The sequence below is a fragment of the Nocardia sp. NPDC006982 genome (genome assembly GCF_042869435.1).
GTDB lineage: Bacteria > Actinomycetota > Actinomycetes > Mycobacteriales > Mycobacteriaceae > Nocardia.
Window position 1 is genome coordinate 830,829 of record NZ_JBIAFV010000002.1, and the last position, 15,718, is coordinate 846,546.

Consider the following 15,718-nt stretch of genomic DNA (forward strand, 5'->3'; position numbering starts at 1 on the left):
CTTAGGTTGCGCGGCAGTTGTCAACGGTTGTTTGCCGCTGCCGGTGGACTTAGGTGGCGGTGTTGTGGTGGACCGTGGCTGGGCTGTGCGGCCCAGGCCGCTGTGGCGGTGCTCGGTGGCGTAGCGGTGCAGGAAGCCGCAGGGCCAGTGGGCGGCGGAGTGCGGCGGCCCGGGCTGTTGCCGCGGTGGGCGTGCACGAACGTCGCTTGCTGGTCGGTCGGTGCCATCGGTGCGCTCCGGATCATGCAGGCTAGCGGGCGTGATCCGCGTCCGAGCGCTCGTATTGCCGCTCGGCTGGTTGGGGGCGGCGCTGTTGGTGGCTGCCGGTGGTCGACTCGGCCGATGGTGCAGCCGTCAGAAGCATCGGACGAACATTTCTTGGCCGACTGCATCGAGGTGACCGGCCATTCCAGGGCGAATTCGGGGCTGCGATCTCCAGCGAAGGGGTGTCTGATCCGGCCGGCGCGGGATCGCGGTGTGCTGTGGCGCGGTCGGGGGATGTGGGGGTGGCGGTACGGTGCGGGGATGGTGGCGCGGGCGAAGGTGGGGTTGACCTTCGGGTTCTGCATCGGGGTCGGGGTGGCGGTGCAGGGCCGGATCAATGGGGCGTTGGGTGTGCGGTTGCAGGATGGGATCGCGGCTGCCTGTATCAGCTTCGGCCTCGGTCTGGTGGTGTTGTTGATCGCGTTCGCGGTCAGTCGGCGGTTGCGGGACGGGCTGGTGCGGGTGCGGCGGGCGGTGGCCGGTGGTGAGTTGCGGCCGGTGCAGTTGTTCGGTGGGCTCTGTGGTGCGTTTTTCGTTGCGTGCCAAGGACTTACCGTTGCGGCGATCGGCGTCACGGCCTTCACCGTCGCCACGGTCGGCGGTCAACTACTGAGCAGTCTGGTGGTGGACCGGCTCGGGTTGGCGCCGAACGGCCGTACCCCGGTCACGGTTTCGCGCGTCGGCGGCGCGGCGCTGGCCCTGGTCGCAGTGGTCCTCGCCGCGGCGGGACGGTCTGGTGCACCGGTCGGTTCCGCGGCGGTGCCCGAATGGCTGCGCACCGGGCCCACCGCCGCGCTGATCCTCTTGCCCGCGCTCGCCGGAATCGGACTGGCTTGGCAGCAGGCGGTCAACGGTCGCGTCGGCGCGGTCGGCGGCCCGTTCTCCGCCACCCTGGTGAACTTCGGCGTCGGCACGGCTGCCTTGTTCGCCATCGAGGCCTCGATCTTGGTCGGGACCGGCTGGCCGTCCGAATTCCCCAGTGAGCCATGGCTCTATCTGGGCGGTCTCATCGGCGTCGCCTTCATCGCCCTTGCCGCCGTCACCGTGCGCTGGATCGGCGTTCTGCTGCTCGGCTTGACCTCGGTAGCAGGGCAACTCCTGGCCTCGATCACCCTGGACCTCCTCACCCCAACCGGTGCCGGACTGTCACCAACTGCCGTAATCGGCTGCGCCTTGACCTTCATCGCGGTCGTCGTCGCCACTCGTTCGCGAGGCTGACCCTCAGCATCCGCGCTCCAAGTTCCAGCAGGCAGTCCCTGCCTGCAGTTCCGGTGATCGAGGTGTCGATGTCTAGGTAAAAACGCTTGCGAGGCCGATCCCATGTCTCGCCCGGCGATTTCGACATGCTCAGTTGCCGACGCGAGCTTGCGGGACAGGCACAGTCGACGCGCCGATATGCGCGCACGACCGAGCAAGTGGGCCGGTCTCAGCGTCCGCGCTCCGGCACCGAGGGGCTGTCCCACGCTCCGGGTCATCGACGCGGCGAAAGGTCGGATGTTGTCGGGGCTCGCGAGGCGGTCCCGAGTGTCTCGCGATCTGGTTCCGGCAGGCCCGGGGCATCAATGCGTCGGTACGCGAGCCATGGCCATGCGCTCGAGAGTGCGACCCCAGCATCGGGAGGCAGTCTTGTATTCGGCTGGTCTCCCGGCACCGGGTCGGTTCGGTTGTCGCACCTGTGGGTCGGGGCGGGGCCTAGCTCGAGGGCATGCGCCCGAACAGGGGTCACCCAGCGACGGCAACCGCAATGGCCGACATCGCCGGGAGACCTATCTCGCGGCGCTCGGATTCGTTCGGTTAGCTACTGCCGAACCAGCCTGGGGGGAAGAACCAGCCCGGAGGGAAGAACCACTGGTTGCCCCAGCCGCACCCCTGGTTGCCCCAGCCGTTCCATGGGTTCCCGTGGAATTTCCATGGGTTGCCGTGGCCGTGCCAGGGCTTGCCGGTGTCGAAGCCGAAGTCGAAGTCGAAGTCGCAATCAGTCTGTACTACACCGGGTCCAGGTGTCGGCGTTGCCATGGCGGGAGCCGCCACTGCCGTCATCGGAACCGTCATGGCCGCTCCAATTAGTGCGACCTTTGCGAGTAGTCGGCACGTACCGTTGCCGTGCACCTTGTTGGTGATCATGGTGCCTTCTTCCGGCGAGCCGTCGCGCGGACCTGACTCGCCGATCATCGAGTCCCGAAATTCCCCGACACTCCCGATTCTAGGAGCGCACGGTAGGTCCTACCAGCACGCCAGCGGCTGGATTGCCTCGGATTTCAGAACCGACCAGCAGTCGGCAAAGGCCCATGGGGGCCAGGATTCAGACGAGCTTGCGTGAGCGCAGCTCATGTCCCTTGGAGGTTTTGCACCGGCCCGATTCCAGGTCCCACTGCCACCCGTGCAAATTGCAGGTGAGATTGGTTCCTTCGACCACGCCGAATTTCGACAGATCCGCCTTCAGATGTGGGCAGCGGCGCTGGACTTCCCAGCCGGCCAATTCCGTCGAGGCGGAATCGTCGTGCGCCTCGGCGAACCAACCGTCCGCGTAGGCGATCCGCTCATCGGTGAGGCATTTGAAGAAGGTGTACAGGAATTCGTTGTAGCCGCCGATACGCCAGGCCTGGAATCGGGTGGACAGGAAAATGGTGTTCACCCAGTCCGGCTCCTCCTCGCGCAGCACGGTGCGCACCAGTTCCGGCGGGATCCGGAAGCCGTACCGGTACTTGCCTTCACCCTCGACCGGCCCGCGCACCACCCGCTTGGGGAAGTCCAGCACCACGGTTTCGTCACCGATGACCAGCCCGACCGGATAGCCGATCCCGTCGCAGATCAGATCGCTCTGCTTCATGATCGGCTCGAACAGCGCCTGCAGCGGTTCCAGCAGTCGCTCGTCACCAGTTGCCCACGCAGCCTTTTCGGCCGCCAGCACGGGCGCGAAACGCTGCGCCATCAACTCGATGTATTCGGCCTTGTTGTCATAGATCAGGCCCGGCTCGAACGGATGGGTCAGCGTGAGTTCCGCACCGCGCACATCGGCGACCGAACCCGGAATCATCAGGATTCCGCCCTCGTTGCCGTGGATCTTCATCTGTTCCAGGAACACCATCTGGTCCGGGAAGATATTGCCCTCGTCGCCGCGATCGTCGTTGAGGTAGCGCAACTCGTCGTCGAGGAATACCGGCGGACCCGCCGATGGCACCACCCAGGTGGCGCCGACCTGCTCGATATAGCTGCGCGCCCGGTCCATTCCGCGCTGACGCTTCTGCTTACCGAAATTCGACTTGGTCCGCGCGGGAATGTCGTAGACCATCGGATACCAGATCGCGCCGGAGTACTGCAGCAGGTGGATATCGATATGCCCGAATGCGTCGTGCAGCACATCCATATCCACCGGACGGGCATCGTTCATATTGAAACAGGTGGTCTCGCCGTCGGAGACGATCAGCCCGGAGTCGCCGATCGGTCCGTCGGCGGGTGCGCGCAGCGCGATGATCATGATGTCGATCTCGCCGCCGGGCCCGGCCACCCGGTGCTTCACCGAATCCTCGGTCTCGAAGAACTTGTGGAAGCCGAGCTTCTCCAGTTCCCGCTTCAGATCCGGCACCGGATAGTCCGGCAGCAGCACGGTCGCGTCCTTGTTGACGTGCTTCGCCAGGTGCGCCGCGTCGAAATGGTCGCGGTGCAGATGCGAGACGTACAGGAAATCGCAATTGCCCAGCTCGTCCCAGTCCAGCTGGGTGTTGTCCGGAAACGGGAACCACGAACCGAAGTACGCGGGATTGACCCAGGGATCGCAAAGGATCGACCCGGCCGCGGTGCGGATGTGGAATCCGGCGTGTCCGACGCTGGTGATCTGCACGAGCTGTTCCTCCTGACCGGTTACCAGCCATCAAGGGTAGTGGTTAGGCAGAAACGTCGCCGATGCAGTAGCCCTCGTTGCCCGCGGTCAGGGTGAAGGTTCGGGTCTGTGTCACACCCGAGGAGTTCGTGACCGGAACCTCGACGGTGACGTAGCCCGCGCGCAGCCGCTCCGAGCGGATCTCCTGATCGGTGAATTTCGTGGTGCCGGTGAGCCTGCCCGGGTTGTTGGCCAGCGGCGGAGCTGTCGGACTTCCGGTTCCGCTCGGGTCCCAGTTCGCCGGGCTCGCCTTGCAGACCAGTGGGTAGGTTCCCTCTTTATCGGCGGGATCGAGCGGGGTGCCGACGAAGCGGGACAGATAGCGCCGCACAGTATGCCTGGCATCGGCCTCATTGGGCCCGGCATCGGCGCCGTCCTGCGCCACCCATGGGCAGACGATCTGGGACGAATTCTTCGTGGCCGCCACGAGTTCGTCCCGATCGAAGGCGACGGTCGTGCCCGCGTTCTGCCAGGTGACGGTGTTCTGTGTGGTGGTAGCGGGTTGTGCGAGGGCTTTGAGGATCGCCGTCTGCTCGGTGGCCATATCGGCCACATTGCCCGGAGCCAGCATCCAGCATTTAGACCGCAATTCGGCGGGTGTCGAACCAGCCAAGACGGCCCCGAAGCGCGCCGCGACATCCGTCGCGCCGGGCAGGCCGGGGACCGCGCCGACCGGCACCGCGAACGCCTGCGCCACGGCCATAGGAGTTGTGGTCGCAATCGCGGCGGCCTGCGTGGTGGCAGTCGGCCCCGACGTTCGTTCCAGCTCGTCGCCGGGAATGCCGGATACGGAATCACAGCCGGTGAGCAGGACGGCGCCGGTCAGCACCAGACCACCCATGATGGCCACCAGCCCTCTCCGGTCGCGTTCGCGCGGGTCCTTCCAGTCGCGTTCACGCGGTATCGGGCGGGCGCGTTCCACTTCGAGGGTCCTCTTTCATAGACGTTGAGCGACGGGTCAGACGCGCGCAGTCGCGGCGGCTCTGCCGGATGGGACAGTCAGCGACTACGCTAGCGGAATTGTGGAACCCGTCTACCGGACGATAATCGGGCTTGCCCGTACCGTCTTCTTTGTCGAAGGTTTGAAGTTCAGCGTCAAGGGCGCTGAACATATTCCGGCGCGCGGTGGTGCCGTCCTGGCGGTGAACCACACCGGCTACATGGACTTCACCTACGCGGGTCTGCCGGTGCGCACCCCCAAGCGGTACATCCGCTTCATGGCCAAGAAGGAGGTGTTCGACAACAACATCTCCGGCCCGATCATGCGGGCGCTCAAGCACATTCCGGTCGATCGGTCCGCGGGGGCCGACTCGTACCAGGCGGCACTCGAGTACCTCCGCAAGGGCGAGTTGGTCGGCGTCTACCCGGAGGCGACCATCAGCCGCAGCTTCGAGATCAAGGCCTTCAAATCCGGCGCCGCGCGCATGGCGATCGAGTCGGACGTGCCGATCATTCCGATCGTCATCTGGGGCGCCCAGCGTGTGTGGACCAAGGGCTTCCCGAAGCGTCTGGGCCGCACCAATACTCCGATCTCCATTGCCGTCGGCGCACCGATCCAGCCCTATGAGCCCGCCGCCGAACTCACCGCCGACCTCCGCAGCACCATGCAGGCCATGCTGCTGGATCTGCAGCAGGACTACGTACACGAACCCGGCGCGTACTGGGTACCGGCACGTTTGGGCGGCAGTGCGCCTACCCTCGAAGAAGCTGATGCCATGGATACCGCCGAAGCCGAGGAGAAGGCGGCGCGCCGGGCATCCGGGGATTCGTTGTAGGGGACACTATGTCGCGGGAACCGGTCTATGACATTCTCACCGGTTTGGTTCGCACGATGTTCGCGGTGCAGGGTCTGCGCATCGACATCACCGGCCAGGACCGGATTCCGCGCACCGGCGGCGCCGTACTCGCCGTGAATCACACCGCCTACCTGGACTTCATGGAGGTCGGGCTGGTCGGGCGCAAATCACGGCGCAATGTCCGCTTCATGATGAAGGCCGAACTCGAGCACGGCATCGTCGGCTTTCTCATGAAGCACTGCAAGGCAATCGGCGTCGATCGCGCGGCCGGAGCGGCATCGTTCCGGCACGCCCTCGAGGCGTTGCGCGGAGGCGAACTGGTCGTGGTTTATCCGGAAGCGACGATCAGTCGCAGTTTCGAACTCAAGGAATTCAAATCCGGCGCGGCTCGTATGGCGATCGACGCGGACGTGCCGATCATTCCGATCGTTATATGGGGCGCGCATCGCATCTGGACCAAGGGTTTCCCCAAAAAGCTCGGCCGCCATCGTTTTCCGATCAATATTCGCATCGGCGATCCGATCCCGCCCGACCGATCGACCGACGACCTGACCGCCGAAATCCGTACGCGGATGGGCGAATTACTCGAACAGGCGCAAGCGGGCTATCCGATGCCCGAGGGTGCGCCTTGGGTTCCGGCCCGACTCGGCGGCAGTGCGCCCACCCTTGCCGAGGCCGCGGTGCTCGAGCAAGAAGAGATGGCCCGACGTCGCGCTGCGGCTCAGCGGAAAACTCGCTGAGTTGGTCAGGCAGACCGGCACGGGGTCGGTGCGGGCACGTTTCCCTGGAAGAACTTGGCCGGTGGCACACCCATGAGTGCTTTGAAGTCCGCCGACATGTGGGATTGGTCGTAGTAGCCGTGGATGGCTGCGACGTCGGCCAATGAAACCTCCGTGTTGCTCGCATCGACGAGGATCCGGCGGACGCGGCCGATCCTGGCGAAATGCTTTGGGGGGATGCCGATTCCGTTGGTGAACAGGTTGCGTAGTTGGCGTTCGCTGACGGCGAGGGCGGTGGCGAGGTCGCGGACCGTTGGCGTTGCGGATATGGCGGCTACCGCATCGCGGACAAGTTCGCGGTGGCTGCGTTGGGTCGCGTCTTCGGAGATACGTTGTGGGAGAGCCTCTTCCAGAAAAGGCAGGACCTGTTCCGCTGGCAGCATGGCGAGTTCGTTCGCCAATTCGGCGGCGACGCCGGGGACCTCGGCGAGGCGGACGACACGATCGGCGAGTTCGGCGGCGGGAACGCCGAGTAGTTGGCGGGTGGCGCCGGGGGCCAGGCGCAGGCGGGCGCAGCCAGCGGGTTTATCCGCCTTGGAGTACGAGGCGCGGGTTTGCGGGCCGAGGACCAATGCGTCGGGGCGGTCGGCAGCACGCAGCACGATCGTCGTGCCAGCATGCGGCACATGCGTGAACGGTAGGGACGCATCGGTGGCGGAGGGGAACCGTCCCAACTCGGTGATCCACGGACGCAGCGATTCCGGCGCGGGCACTGTGGCTTCGATCAGGTCTACCTGCATGGTCACCCGACCCACTGTAAGCAGCTCACAGCCGGATACAGCGCCCGAAGCCGTGCCGAAATTTCCTATCGAACAGGGTGGCTTCGGCGGCACGCTCTCCTCATGATCGTCATCACCGGTGCCACGGGCACCATCGGCAGTGAAATCGTCCGTCAGCTGGCCGCACGTGGAGTGCGGGTCCGCGCGGTGACGCGGAATCCGGAGCGGGTGCCCGCCGGGGTCGAGGTGGTCCGGGGCGATTACCACGACCCCGACTCGATGGCCGCCGCTATGACCGGCGCGGATGCGGCCTTCCTCCTCGGTGTCCTCGGCCCCGACGACGCCGAAACCGATCGCGAGCTGGTCCGCACGGCTCGCGACGCGGGTGTGCGCCGGATCGTCAAACTTTCCGCCATCGGCACCGGCGATCCGCAACTCGGCCGCGTCGGCACCTGGCATATGCCTGGCGAGCAGGCGGTTCGCGACAGCGGTGTCGAATGGACGATCCTGCGTCCGACCAGCTTCGCCTCCAACACGTTGAGCTGGGCCGATCCCATCCGATCCGGCCGGCCCGTGCCGAATCTCACCGGTACCGGCAGCCAGGGCGTCATCGATCCACGTGACGTCGCCGCAGTCGCCGCCGAGGCTTTGCTGAGACCCGGCCACTCCGGCCGCATCTACACCCTCACCGGCCCTGCGCTGCTCACCTGCGCCGACCAGGTCACCACACTGGCGACGATCCTCGGCCGCCCACTGGAGGTTGTCGACGTGCCGGAAGACGTTGCGCGCGAACACATGATCTCGTCAGGCATGTCCCCGGAATTCGCCGACGGAGCACTGGCCGGCCAGGCCTATGTCCGCGCCGGCGGCAACGCAACGCTCACCGACGACGTCCACCAAGTCCTGGGCCGCGCACCCCGCAGCTACGCCGATTGGGCCGCCGACCACGCCTCCTTCTTTACAGCTCTCGCCGACCACCGCGCTCCCTGATGCGCCAACGTCGAATGTCCGATTTTCATTTGGACGCGATGACGGACTACAGTTTTGGACGCACGTCGTTGCGGCCCTCCCGGACCCCGACGAAGCGCATGCGGATGTAGCGCAGCTGGTAGCGCATCACCTTGCCAAGGTGAGGGTCGCGGGTTCGAATCCCGTCATCCGCTCCACGAAAACACCAGGTCAGTAGCGTGAGCTACCCTGGTGTAGACGCGCATGTCACCACATGTGTCACCACTTGCGGTCACGACAGCTTCTCAGGGCACCCACCGGCTCTGGAGGCTTCATGCTCACACCCCGCCCGCGACCCCGTAGCAACGGGTCGATCGCCTGGCAGGTTCCGTTCCACTTCTACGACGAGACCGGGCGTCGACGCTCGACCTCGGAGACCTTCGACGACTTCGAGGCCGCGGCGCGCTGGTGTGAGCTGGCCGAGGTGGTCGGTGTCGCCGAGGCGCGCCGGATCCGGGAGATCCAGCTCGGTGCCGGAGTGCGGTATACGACGCTTGTCGAGTGGTTGCGCAAGTACACCGCGCGCCTGACCGGTATAGAGGAACGCACCCGTGCCGGCTACCTCCGCTACATCGATGTCGACATCGAACCGTTCTTCGGCTCCTCGCTGCCGATCACGGCGTTCAACCAGGATCTGGACGCGGCCTGGATCGTGCACCTCGAGCAGGACAAGGGCAACGGCGCGAAAACCATTCACAACAAACACGGATTCCTCTCCGCCGGTTTGAACGCGGCGGTGGCCGAACGACCGTCACCGTTGATCCCCTACAACCCGTGCCTGGGTATTCGGCTGCCGCGCCACGACGCGCCGGAGCTCGACATCTTCGACAACGACGAATGGGAGCTCTTCGAGCAGTTGATGCCGCCGCGGTGGCGCCCGCACGCCGAGTTCAACCTGGTCTCGATGGCGCGGCCCAGCGAGGTCACCGCCATCCAGATCCGCGACATCGACAAGCGGACCGGCGATGTGCGTATCAACAAGGCGTGGAAGTACGTCGGCGGTGAGATGAAGCTGGGAAAACCGAAGTCCTCGCGCGGTATTCGCACCGTCACGGTTCCGCTGGAAACCCTCGAGCGCTTCGACCTCGACCGTCCGGGGGACGAGTTGCTGGTCCACACCAGCAACGACACCCCGATCAGCGCGGGCTACTTCTACGCCAAAGCGTGGGTGCCCGCCATACGCCGTCTTCGTGCTCTCGCCGACGGCAACCTCGAACCGTTCGGCCCCAACGCCCAATGGAAAGGCGCGGACCCGGAGGATCTGCTGGAGCAGTTCGCCGACGCGATCGCCTCGATGCGCCACAAACGGCTCACCCCGTACACGCTGCGCCACACCGGCATCTCCTGGAAGCTCCAGGACGGCGTCCCCCTGTTCGTCGTGTCCCGCGACGCCGGACACAAGTCGGTCAACACGACCGATGCCCGTTACGGCCACAACGACCGCCGCGCCAGCGCCGCAGCCGCCCAAGTCATCGCCAACCGGCTCCCACGCGCCCGCGCCGCGATGCTGCGCACCGTCGCCTGAACCAGCCACGTCCCGAGCACTCCACCTGCCCACCAGGATTCATTTCATCACCGCAGCGTCGGAATGAAATGAAATGGAATGAAACGGAATTCCATGATGCTGAAAGCCGTCAACCCACGCACCACAACCACCGACACCCCGACGGGATGCCAGTTCCCCTTGGACAACGGCGGTACATGCGAAGCCGAAGTCATGAGCAGCGGCAGACCGGGCGCACCCCGCAAATACTGCGACAACCCCGACCACACCGCCCAGAAAGCGCTGCGCCGCAAGCGTAAAGCCGACGACAAGTCCGCCAAGCGCATGGAGCAGCGCCCGTCGCGTCCGGTCACCAATGGCATGAATGCCCTCGCCGATCTTGTCGACCGCATCGAGCTGACGCGCGCGGAACTGGCGGCCATGCTGGTCGACGCCGGTGAATTGATCGCCGAGGTCACCGACCCTGCGGTTATCGACGGTGAGATCGCCGAGATTCGACGGGACGCGACCGTCCGCATCGCCGCCGCCGAACAGGCCCGCGCCGACGCAGAGAAAGCGGCCACGGTCATGGCGCGTCAGCTGGAACGTGCGGTCGAACTCGAGGAGCTGGCCCTGGCCGCCGCCGACGAAGCCGCCGAGGAAGCACAGCAGGCCAAAGACCTTGCAGCACAAGCCGCCACCGACGCACAAGAGCGCATTGCCGAGGTAGAGGCAGATCGCGACCGGGTCTACGAAGAGGCCGAGACCGTCCTGAAGGAAATGCGCGGACACCTCGACGCAGCCCGCGTGGCGCAGGCTCGCGCAGACGGCGAACGAGATACCGAAGTCGTCAACGCGGCGACTGCGGCTGAGGAGAACGCGACGCTGCGACATCGGCTCGAGTACCAGGCTACTGAACACCGACTTCAGCTCGAGCAGCGTGATGTGGAGTACTCCCGGGCGATCACGGCCGCCCACGCAATGGCCGACCGCGCCGCGCGCGAACATCGCGAACAAGTCAGCGAGATCCTACGGACATACCGCGGGCAGATCGGTTCGATGCACATCGATCGCCAGGCCGAACAAGGCACGGCCGATGCCGATCTGGTTGGCCCACAACAGCAGCGGTCTGCCAAGGACTGAAGATGGACCGGGCCGCCGCTGCGCCTTCCACGGCCGTGAACTACGACGCCACGGAATGGGTTGCATGCGCGCGGTTTCGCCCGGGGGATATCCATCCTTGCACGGTTCTGACCGCCGATAAGCAACGGAATCGGTTGTCAAACAGGTAATTGTGCTATCGGAAGCCGTGCGGTGCCGTCGGCCGGAACCCGTCACAGGGGTGGTGCAATGGCCAGATCAACACACCGGCGTGGTTCTGGCTGACGCAATACTGGAACCCCCCCACAACCGCTGGTCCCGGCGCACAGCCGGAAAACGGGATTACGCAGGGGCAGGCCCTGTCGCACTGCATGCGCGCAGTGCTGCTCTCCAACCGGTCACATGGGAGACAGAAGTGCCTTCCAGCCAGGCTGCTGAGGGGTACGAGATGGGAAGACGACGTGGTCGCCGCGGATCGAACGCGGCGGCGTTCATGTTCATGGCCGCCGTTGCCGCGCTGGTAGTTGCACCCAAGGTCGCGGACATCGCCCAACGGCAAGCCGTGATACTCGCCTCTGTTGGGGTGTGTGCGTTGGTCGTCGCCGCTGGCGCCGTCATGCTGGCGGTGCGGCATCGCCGCCAGGAGCGTGCTCGCGATGACGCGCGCGTGCTGGCAGCACTACGGCAGAACTCGCTGAGTCCGTCCGAGTTCGAGGAAGCACTGGCCGCGTTGTGCCGCCGCGACGGCTGCACCGACGTCCAGGTAGTCGGCGGATCCGGCGATCTGGGCGCTGACGTGATCGCGAGAGCACCGGACGGCCGCCGAATCGTGCTGCAAGCCAAGCGATACCGCAACGGCCGCAGCGTGGGCAGCCAAGACGTGCAACGGTTCGGCGGAACCGCGCACACCATCCACGGCGCCGACGTGGCGGCCGTGGTGACCACCGCGCACACGTTTACCCCGCAAGCACGCGCGTACGCGGCCAAGGCCGGGATCCTGCTCATGCCAGCAAAAACGCTCGTAGCGTGGGGATCACAGTCCGGGCCGACTCCCTGGAATTGAAGTCGGCCGACTTCTGACCTCAGGGCAATGTGGGATCGCAGATCAACTCGATGACCAGCACGACGTCCTCGCCCTCGTCGGCATCGACGGGCGGCCGTCGGGGGTCGGGGAGCAGATCCGCCCAATCCGGCGCTAAGCACAGGTCCGCGACCGCCTGGACGTTGTGTATCAGCCCGGCTGCACGCCGTCGCGTCAGAAGCCGCCACCGCAGGAGGAGAAGCCGCCACCGCAGGAGGAGTGGCCGCCGTAGCTGGAGTGGCCACCGATGTATGGGCCGGAACGGGTCGGCGGGCGGGACGGGATGCGCCGGGAATCGTTCCAGTGGCCGGGAGCTACTACGGCCCACCAGGTTGCGAAGTCTGCGCCGCTGACGTGCTCGATCTCGGCGCGATCGGCGGCGGCCCAGTGCACGGTGTAGCCGGTGAGGTGGTGGGTGGGGCGCTGGAGCTCGTCGATCAGTTCGCCGGTGGTCAGGGTCGAGTCGTCGGCGCGGAAGATGTGGACGGTTCGGTCGGATTCGGTGACGCGGTAGTTCCATCGGGTCTGGGCCGCCAGCTCGGTGAAGCGGTCATCGCGTTTTTCCCGCTCGCGCTGGGCTTTCCAGAGTCGTGCCTGTTCTTCCTGTGCGCGTGCGTCGGCCTCGTCCACGCGGGGCTCGATCTGCTCGCGGACGGGGCGATAGCGCTCGGCGATGTCGTGCAGCCGCTGTTCGAGTCTGTCGAATGCCTGCCGTGACGCGGTTCGGCTGCGGCGGCGGGCCGCCGACCAGCCGGAACCACGCCGCAGTCCGGGTGAGAAGCCGCCCTCGATCCGCATGCCGAGATCGTGGACGAGCTGCTGTTCAGCGGTCCACAGTGCATCCAGCGCGGCGGTCTGGGCCCGGGCCCACGCGGCGGATTCCCCGTCGGTGGCCTCGACTCGGATACTCCGCGTCGCCGTCCTCCGGTCGAGACAGGTCCACCCGCGCTCGTCCCGGCCTTCGGGCGTGTCGACGGCATAGATCTCGACGAATGCCCGGCCCGGGTCGAAACCCGCCATCTGCCGGTCGTTCAGGGCATAGCGGAAATTGAACGAATAGCGGTACAGCGTCACCGATACCATCGTGTTCCTCCCCACAGGTACCTCCACGATAGTGCCGGTGTGGTCAGGACGGGCCGGGCTTCGCAGTGGAATTGCCATAGGCATGGCGGGCGTGCCCAGCTTCCGGTCGTCCCAGCTGCATTCGCGACCGCGACTCGACTCACATCAGCAGGTCGAATCATCGAAGAGGGCGGGCCCACGCCACACCTGGAAAGTGAAGCGCTAAAACACGATCCTGGCCGAGAGTCGAGGAACTGGATCGCGTCGAGTGGGGAGGCCGAATCTCAGAAGGCATCCTCAATCGTGTTCATTAGTCGGCCCTGTCAACGACAGGCCCGTGGGGTCCAGTTGGCCGAAGAGTCGCGGTAAGAACCATTCCTGAGCGTGCTCAACTCGAGATATTCGCATCAGATGCAAGATTCCTTCATCTGATGAAGTCGGTTCCCCGGCTACTTGGATGACTATCCATCTGCGACAACCTGATTGGGCGCAGGGTGAGACCGTCGCGGGTGTGAGGTCGAAGGTGTGCCTTCGGTGTCGGCGAGCGAAAGGGGCGGCGCTGCAGCCGATTCTGAGGGATAGGGATCTGGCCAGACGCGGGTCAGTGGCCTTTGCGTCCGGAAAACGCTTGTTTGCATTGAGTTGTGACCTCGTTACAGGCCGATCCGCGCGTCTTCTCCTATGACAATGAAAGCGTGTTCGACGCGGGTTCGCCAGTCCGAGTTCGGCGGTTGGTTGAGCTATGTGCGACATCGAAAAGGCCCGCCTAGCGCGTGCGTAGAGGCACTGTCATCCGGGCAACGGGCGGAATGAACCTACCGGCCACCGATCGCAGCGCCACCAGAGTAAGCGTTGAGAACCGATCGTTTTACGACACCTCATATGAGATTGAATTTCTGCAACCACCGACCCCGGGTCGGCACCCTCGGCCGGGCCGGGTCTCGAAACCATGGTTTCAAGACTCACGACGGACGAAGCTGCCCGTCCCCTCTGTGGGGTTGTCCATGGCCGCAAGGGGCAGCGTCTCAACTCAACGGGCATCCATAAGACTGCGTTGTGAGCACAGCTCTGCGCGACCGGTACGAGGCCGACTCGGTTCGTCGATAGCCTCATCTCACGATGTCGGGGTCAGTCTGCTGCGTTCTTCTTCCGCGTTACCTGCCACCAGACGAGGGTCGCAGCCCCAGCCGCAATCATCACACCACCTACGATCGGCAGCTGGTCTTGGGCTGAGCGCCGGTCCTGATAGGAGGTCGAGCTATGATCCGATTCCCGCACACATCGATCCCCCTGGTGCATCGTTTGGCCACCACATGTCGGGTTTTTACCGTGGTCGCAGGAGCCGAGCACAAACAACAATGCCCCGCCAAGAATTGCCAGCATGGCTGCCTGCGCCAGCCGGTCACGCCAGGTGACGCCCTCGCTCATCAGACTTCCCTCCCCGTTGGGTTTGGCCGCATACGTTCAGAGCGAATCACTTTCGCTCTGCGCGCGGAATAAGGTTAAAGCGCAGCCGATGTCCCCGATGCCCGGATCAAAGAACGCCCATTTATCGGCTGCCGGAAAACGGGACAATTCGGATGGTCCTCGGGCCCTCGGGCCGGTCTCAGCCGTACGGCCAGCGCCGTTTGCGGTTGCCTCGGGGAGCGCACCGCCAGCCGTCTCGATGCGGGACGAGGTATCCGCAATCGGCGAGCAGGGCCAGGGCGTCGGCCAGTTGGTCGACGGTGATTCGGCCGCAGTCGGCGAAGGCCGCCCGCCCCGCAGTAGTCCACGACGGGCCCCTGCTGGGTGAGCAGATACCCCAGCAGGCCGATGGCGGTCCAGCTGAGGCGACGGCCGCGCGCCACGCTCACCCGCAGCCTCAGCAGTTCGAGAGTGGCGGGCCGGTCGGTGGCCTTGAAAATCCGCAGCGGCGACTCGAGGTCCGAGAGGTCCGGGTGCACCGGCCGATTATGGTGCGGTGGCTTAACCGCGCCAGCTTCCGATGCCTCCCCACACCGCTTCCAGCTCCCGCGACCGGCCGGGCATGGCGCTCATCTCGTCGGCGACCGCGGCATGCACGGCTCGCATCAGATCCATCCCACCCTCATCGTTCAACTGGCTGCCGATCTGCGCGGCGCGCTCGTCAGTGAGAAAGCCCCGCATCACGCCGATCGTGACCAGTTCCCGCACGACCTCACTGTTGGCCAATTCGGCCCAGGCCGTGTGGATGGCTTCCCGCGAGATGCCGTCCCCCTCTCCCGCGACCACTACTCGGGCAGCCGCAGCCAGCCGACCCCAGGCGGTGCCGGCCGGGCTGCGGGCGTTCTCGAGTGCCTGCCGGGCGGCAACGGTGTCGTCGTGGTCCGGACCGAGGATCCGCGCCAGGTCGCGAACGGTGGCCTCGAACCATGGGATGGCCTGGTCAGGGCGGCCGACAGCTACGCGCGCTTCGCCGAACTTGCGGCGCGCCTCCACCGTGGCCAGGTTGTCGGTTGGTGGCATCCCCTTCGGGCCGTCGCTAGTTGCGCTGGCACTGTCTGACATTCCGCACTCCCCTTCA

The 15,718-nt window shown here is 65.6% G+C and carries 14 protein-coding genes and 1 tRNA gene; 8 read left to right on the top strand and 7 right to left on the bottom strand.

From position 1 onward, the window contains the following. Positions 1–525 precede the first annotated feature (525 nt). On the top strand, positions 526–1,482 hold the full coding sequence (locus ACFYOW_RS12725; RefSeq protein WP_387287251.1) for a DMT family transporter: 957 nt from the start codon (positions 526–528) through the stop codon (positions 1,480–1,482). A 576-nt stretch (positions 1,483–2,058) separates the two neighbouring features. On the opposite strand, the gene ACFYOW_RS12730 is transcribed toward ACFYOW_RS12725, so the two are convergent. From ACFYOW_RS12730 to ACFYOW_RS12740, 3 genes are all read right to left on the bottom strand, one after another. Further along, positions 2,059–2,388: a hypothetical protein gene (locus ACFYOW_RS12730; protein WP_387287253.1), complete on the bottom strand. Its 330-nt coding sequence runs from the start codon at positions 2,386–2,388 to the stop codon at positions 2,059–2,061. A gap of 178 nt (positions 2,389–2,566) precedes the next feature. Further along, on the bottom strand, positions 2,567–4,105 hold the full coding sequence (locus tag ACFYOW_RS12735) for a Rieske 2Fe-2S domain-containing protein (RefSeq protein WP_387287255.1): 1,539 nt from the start codon (positions 4,103–4,105) through the stop codon (positions 2,567–2,569). A gap of 43 nt (positions 4,106–4,148) precedes the next feature. Beyond that, positions 4,149–5,066 carry a hypothetical protein gene (locus ACFYOW_RS12740; RefSeq protein WP_387287257.1) on the bottom strand — a complete coding sequence of 306 codons (918 nt, stop codon included), beginning with the start codon at positions 5,064–5,066 and terminating at the stop codon, positions 4,149–4,151. Positions 5,067–5,166: 100 nt separating this feature from the next. On the opposite strand from ACFYOW_RS12740, the gene ACFYOW_RS12745 reads away from it, so the two are divergent. After that, positions 5,167–5,919 carry a lysophospholipid acyltransferase family protein gene (locus ACFYOW_RS12745; RefSeq protein WP_387287259.1) on the top strand — a complete coding sequence of 251 codons (753 nt, stop codon included), beginning with the start codon at positions 5,167–5,169 and terminating at the stop codon, positions 5,917–5,919. 8 nt (positions 5,920–5,927) lie between these two features. Then, positions 5,928–6,680: a lysophospholipid acyltransferase family protein gene (locus ACFYOW_RS12750; protein WP_387287261.1), complete on the top strand. Its 753-nt coding sequence runs from the start codon at positions 5,928–5,930 to the stop codon at positions 6,678–6,680. 5 nt (positions 6,681–6,685) lie between these two features. On the opposite strand, the gene ACFYOW_RS12755 is transcribed toward ACFYOW_RS12750, so the two are convergent. Next, positions 6,686–7,459, bottom strand: coding sequence for a helix-turn-helix domain-containing protein (locus ACFYOW_RS12755; RefSeq protein ID WP_387287514.1), 774 nt, complete (start codon positions 7,457–7,459; stop codon positions 6,686–6,688). Positions 7,460–7,561: 102 nt separating this feature from the next. Between ACFYOW_RS12755 and ACFYOW_RS12760 the strand changes: the two genes are divergently transcribed. The 5 genes from ACFYOW_RS12760 to ACFYOW_RS12780 all read left to right on the top strand — a co-directional run bounded on the left by ACFYOW_RS12760 (position 7,562) and on the right by ACFYOW_RS12780 (position 12,093). Next, on the top strand, positions 7,562–8,428 hold the full coding sequence (locus ACFYOW_RS12760) for an NAD(P)H-binding protein (protein ID WP_387287262.1): 867 nt from the start codon (positions 7,562–7,564) through the stop codon (positions 8,426–8,428). Positions 8,429–8,528: 100 nt separating this feature from the next. Next, positions 8,529–8,604 (top strand) — tRNA-Gly (locus ACFYOW_RS12765). Between the two features lie 116 nt (positions 8,605–8,720). Beyond that, entirely contained in the window at positions 8,721–9,971 is a 1,251-nt protein-coding gene (locus tag ACFYOW_RS12770) for a tyrosine-type recombinase/integrase (RefSeq protein ID WP_387287263.1), read from the top strand. A 78-nt stretch (positions 9,972–10,049) separates the two neighbouring features. Beyond that, the gene (locus ACFYOW_RS12775; RefSeq protein ID WP_387287265.1) at positions 10,050–11,072 is read left to right on the top strand and encodes a hypothetical protein; all 1,023 of its coding nucleotides are present in this window, start codon (positions 10,050–10,052) and stop codon (positions 11,070–11,072) included. A 406-nt stretch (positions 11,073–11,478) separates the two neighbouring features. Next, entirely contained in the window at positions 11,479–12,093 is a 615-nt protein-coding gene (locus tag ACFYOW_RS12780) for a restriction endonuclease (protein ID WP_387287266.1), read from the top strand. A gap of 192 nt (positions 12,094–12,285) precedes the next feature. On the opposite strand, the gene ACFYOW_RS12785 is transcribed toward ACFYOW_RS12780, so the two are convergent. From ACFYOW_RS12785 to ACFYOW_RS12795, 3 genes are all read right to left on the bottom strand, one after another. After that, positions 12,286–13,194, bottom strand: a complete 909-nt coding sequence (locus ACFYOW_RS12785; RefSeq protein WP_387287268.1) for a hypothetical protein — start codon at positions 13,192–13,194, stop codon at positions 12,286–12,288. 1,107 nt (positions 13,195–14,301) lie between these two features. Further along, complete coding sequence (locus ACFYOW_RS12790) at positions 14,302–14,601, bottom strand: hypothetical protein (RefSeq protein WP_387287270.1); 300 nt, start codon at positions 14,599–14,601, stop codon at positions 14,302–14,304. Between the two features lie 540 nt (positions 14,602–15,141). After that, positions 15,142–15,702, bottom strand: coding sequence for a hypothetical protein (locus tag ACFYOW_RS12795; protein WP_387287272.1), 561 nt, complete (start codon positions 15,700–15,702; stop codon positions 15,142–15,144). Between the last annotated feature and the right edge of the window lie 16 nt (positions 15,703–15,718).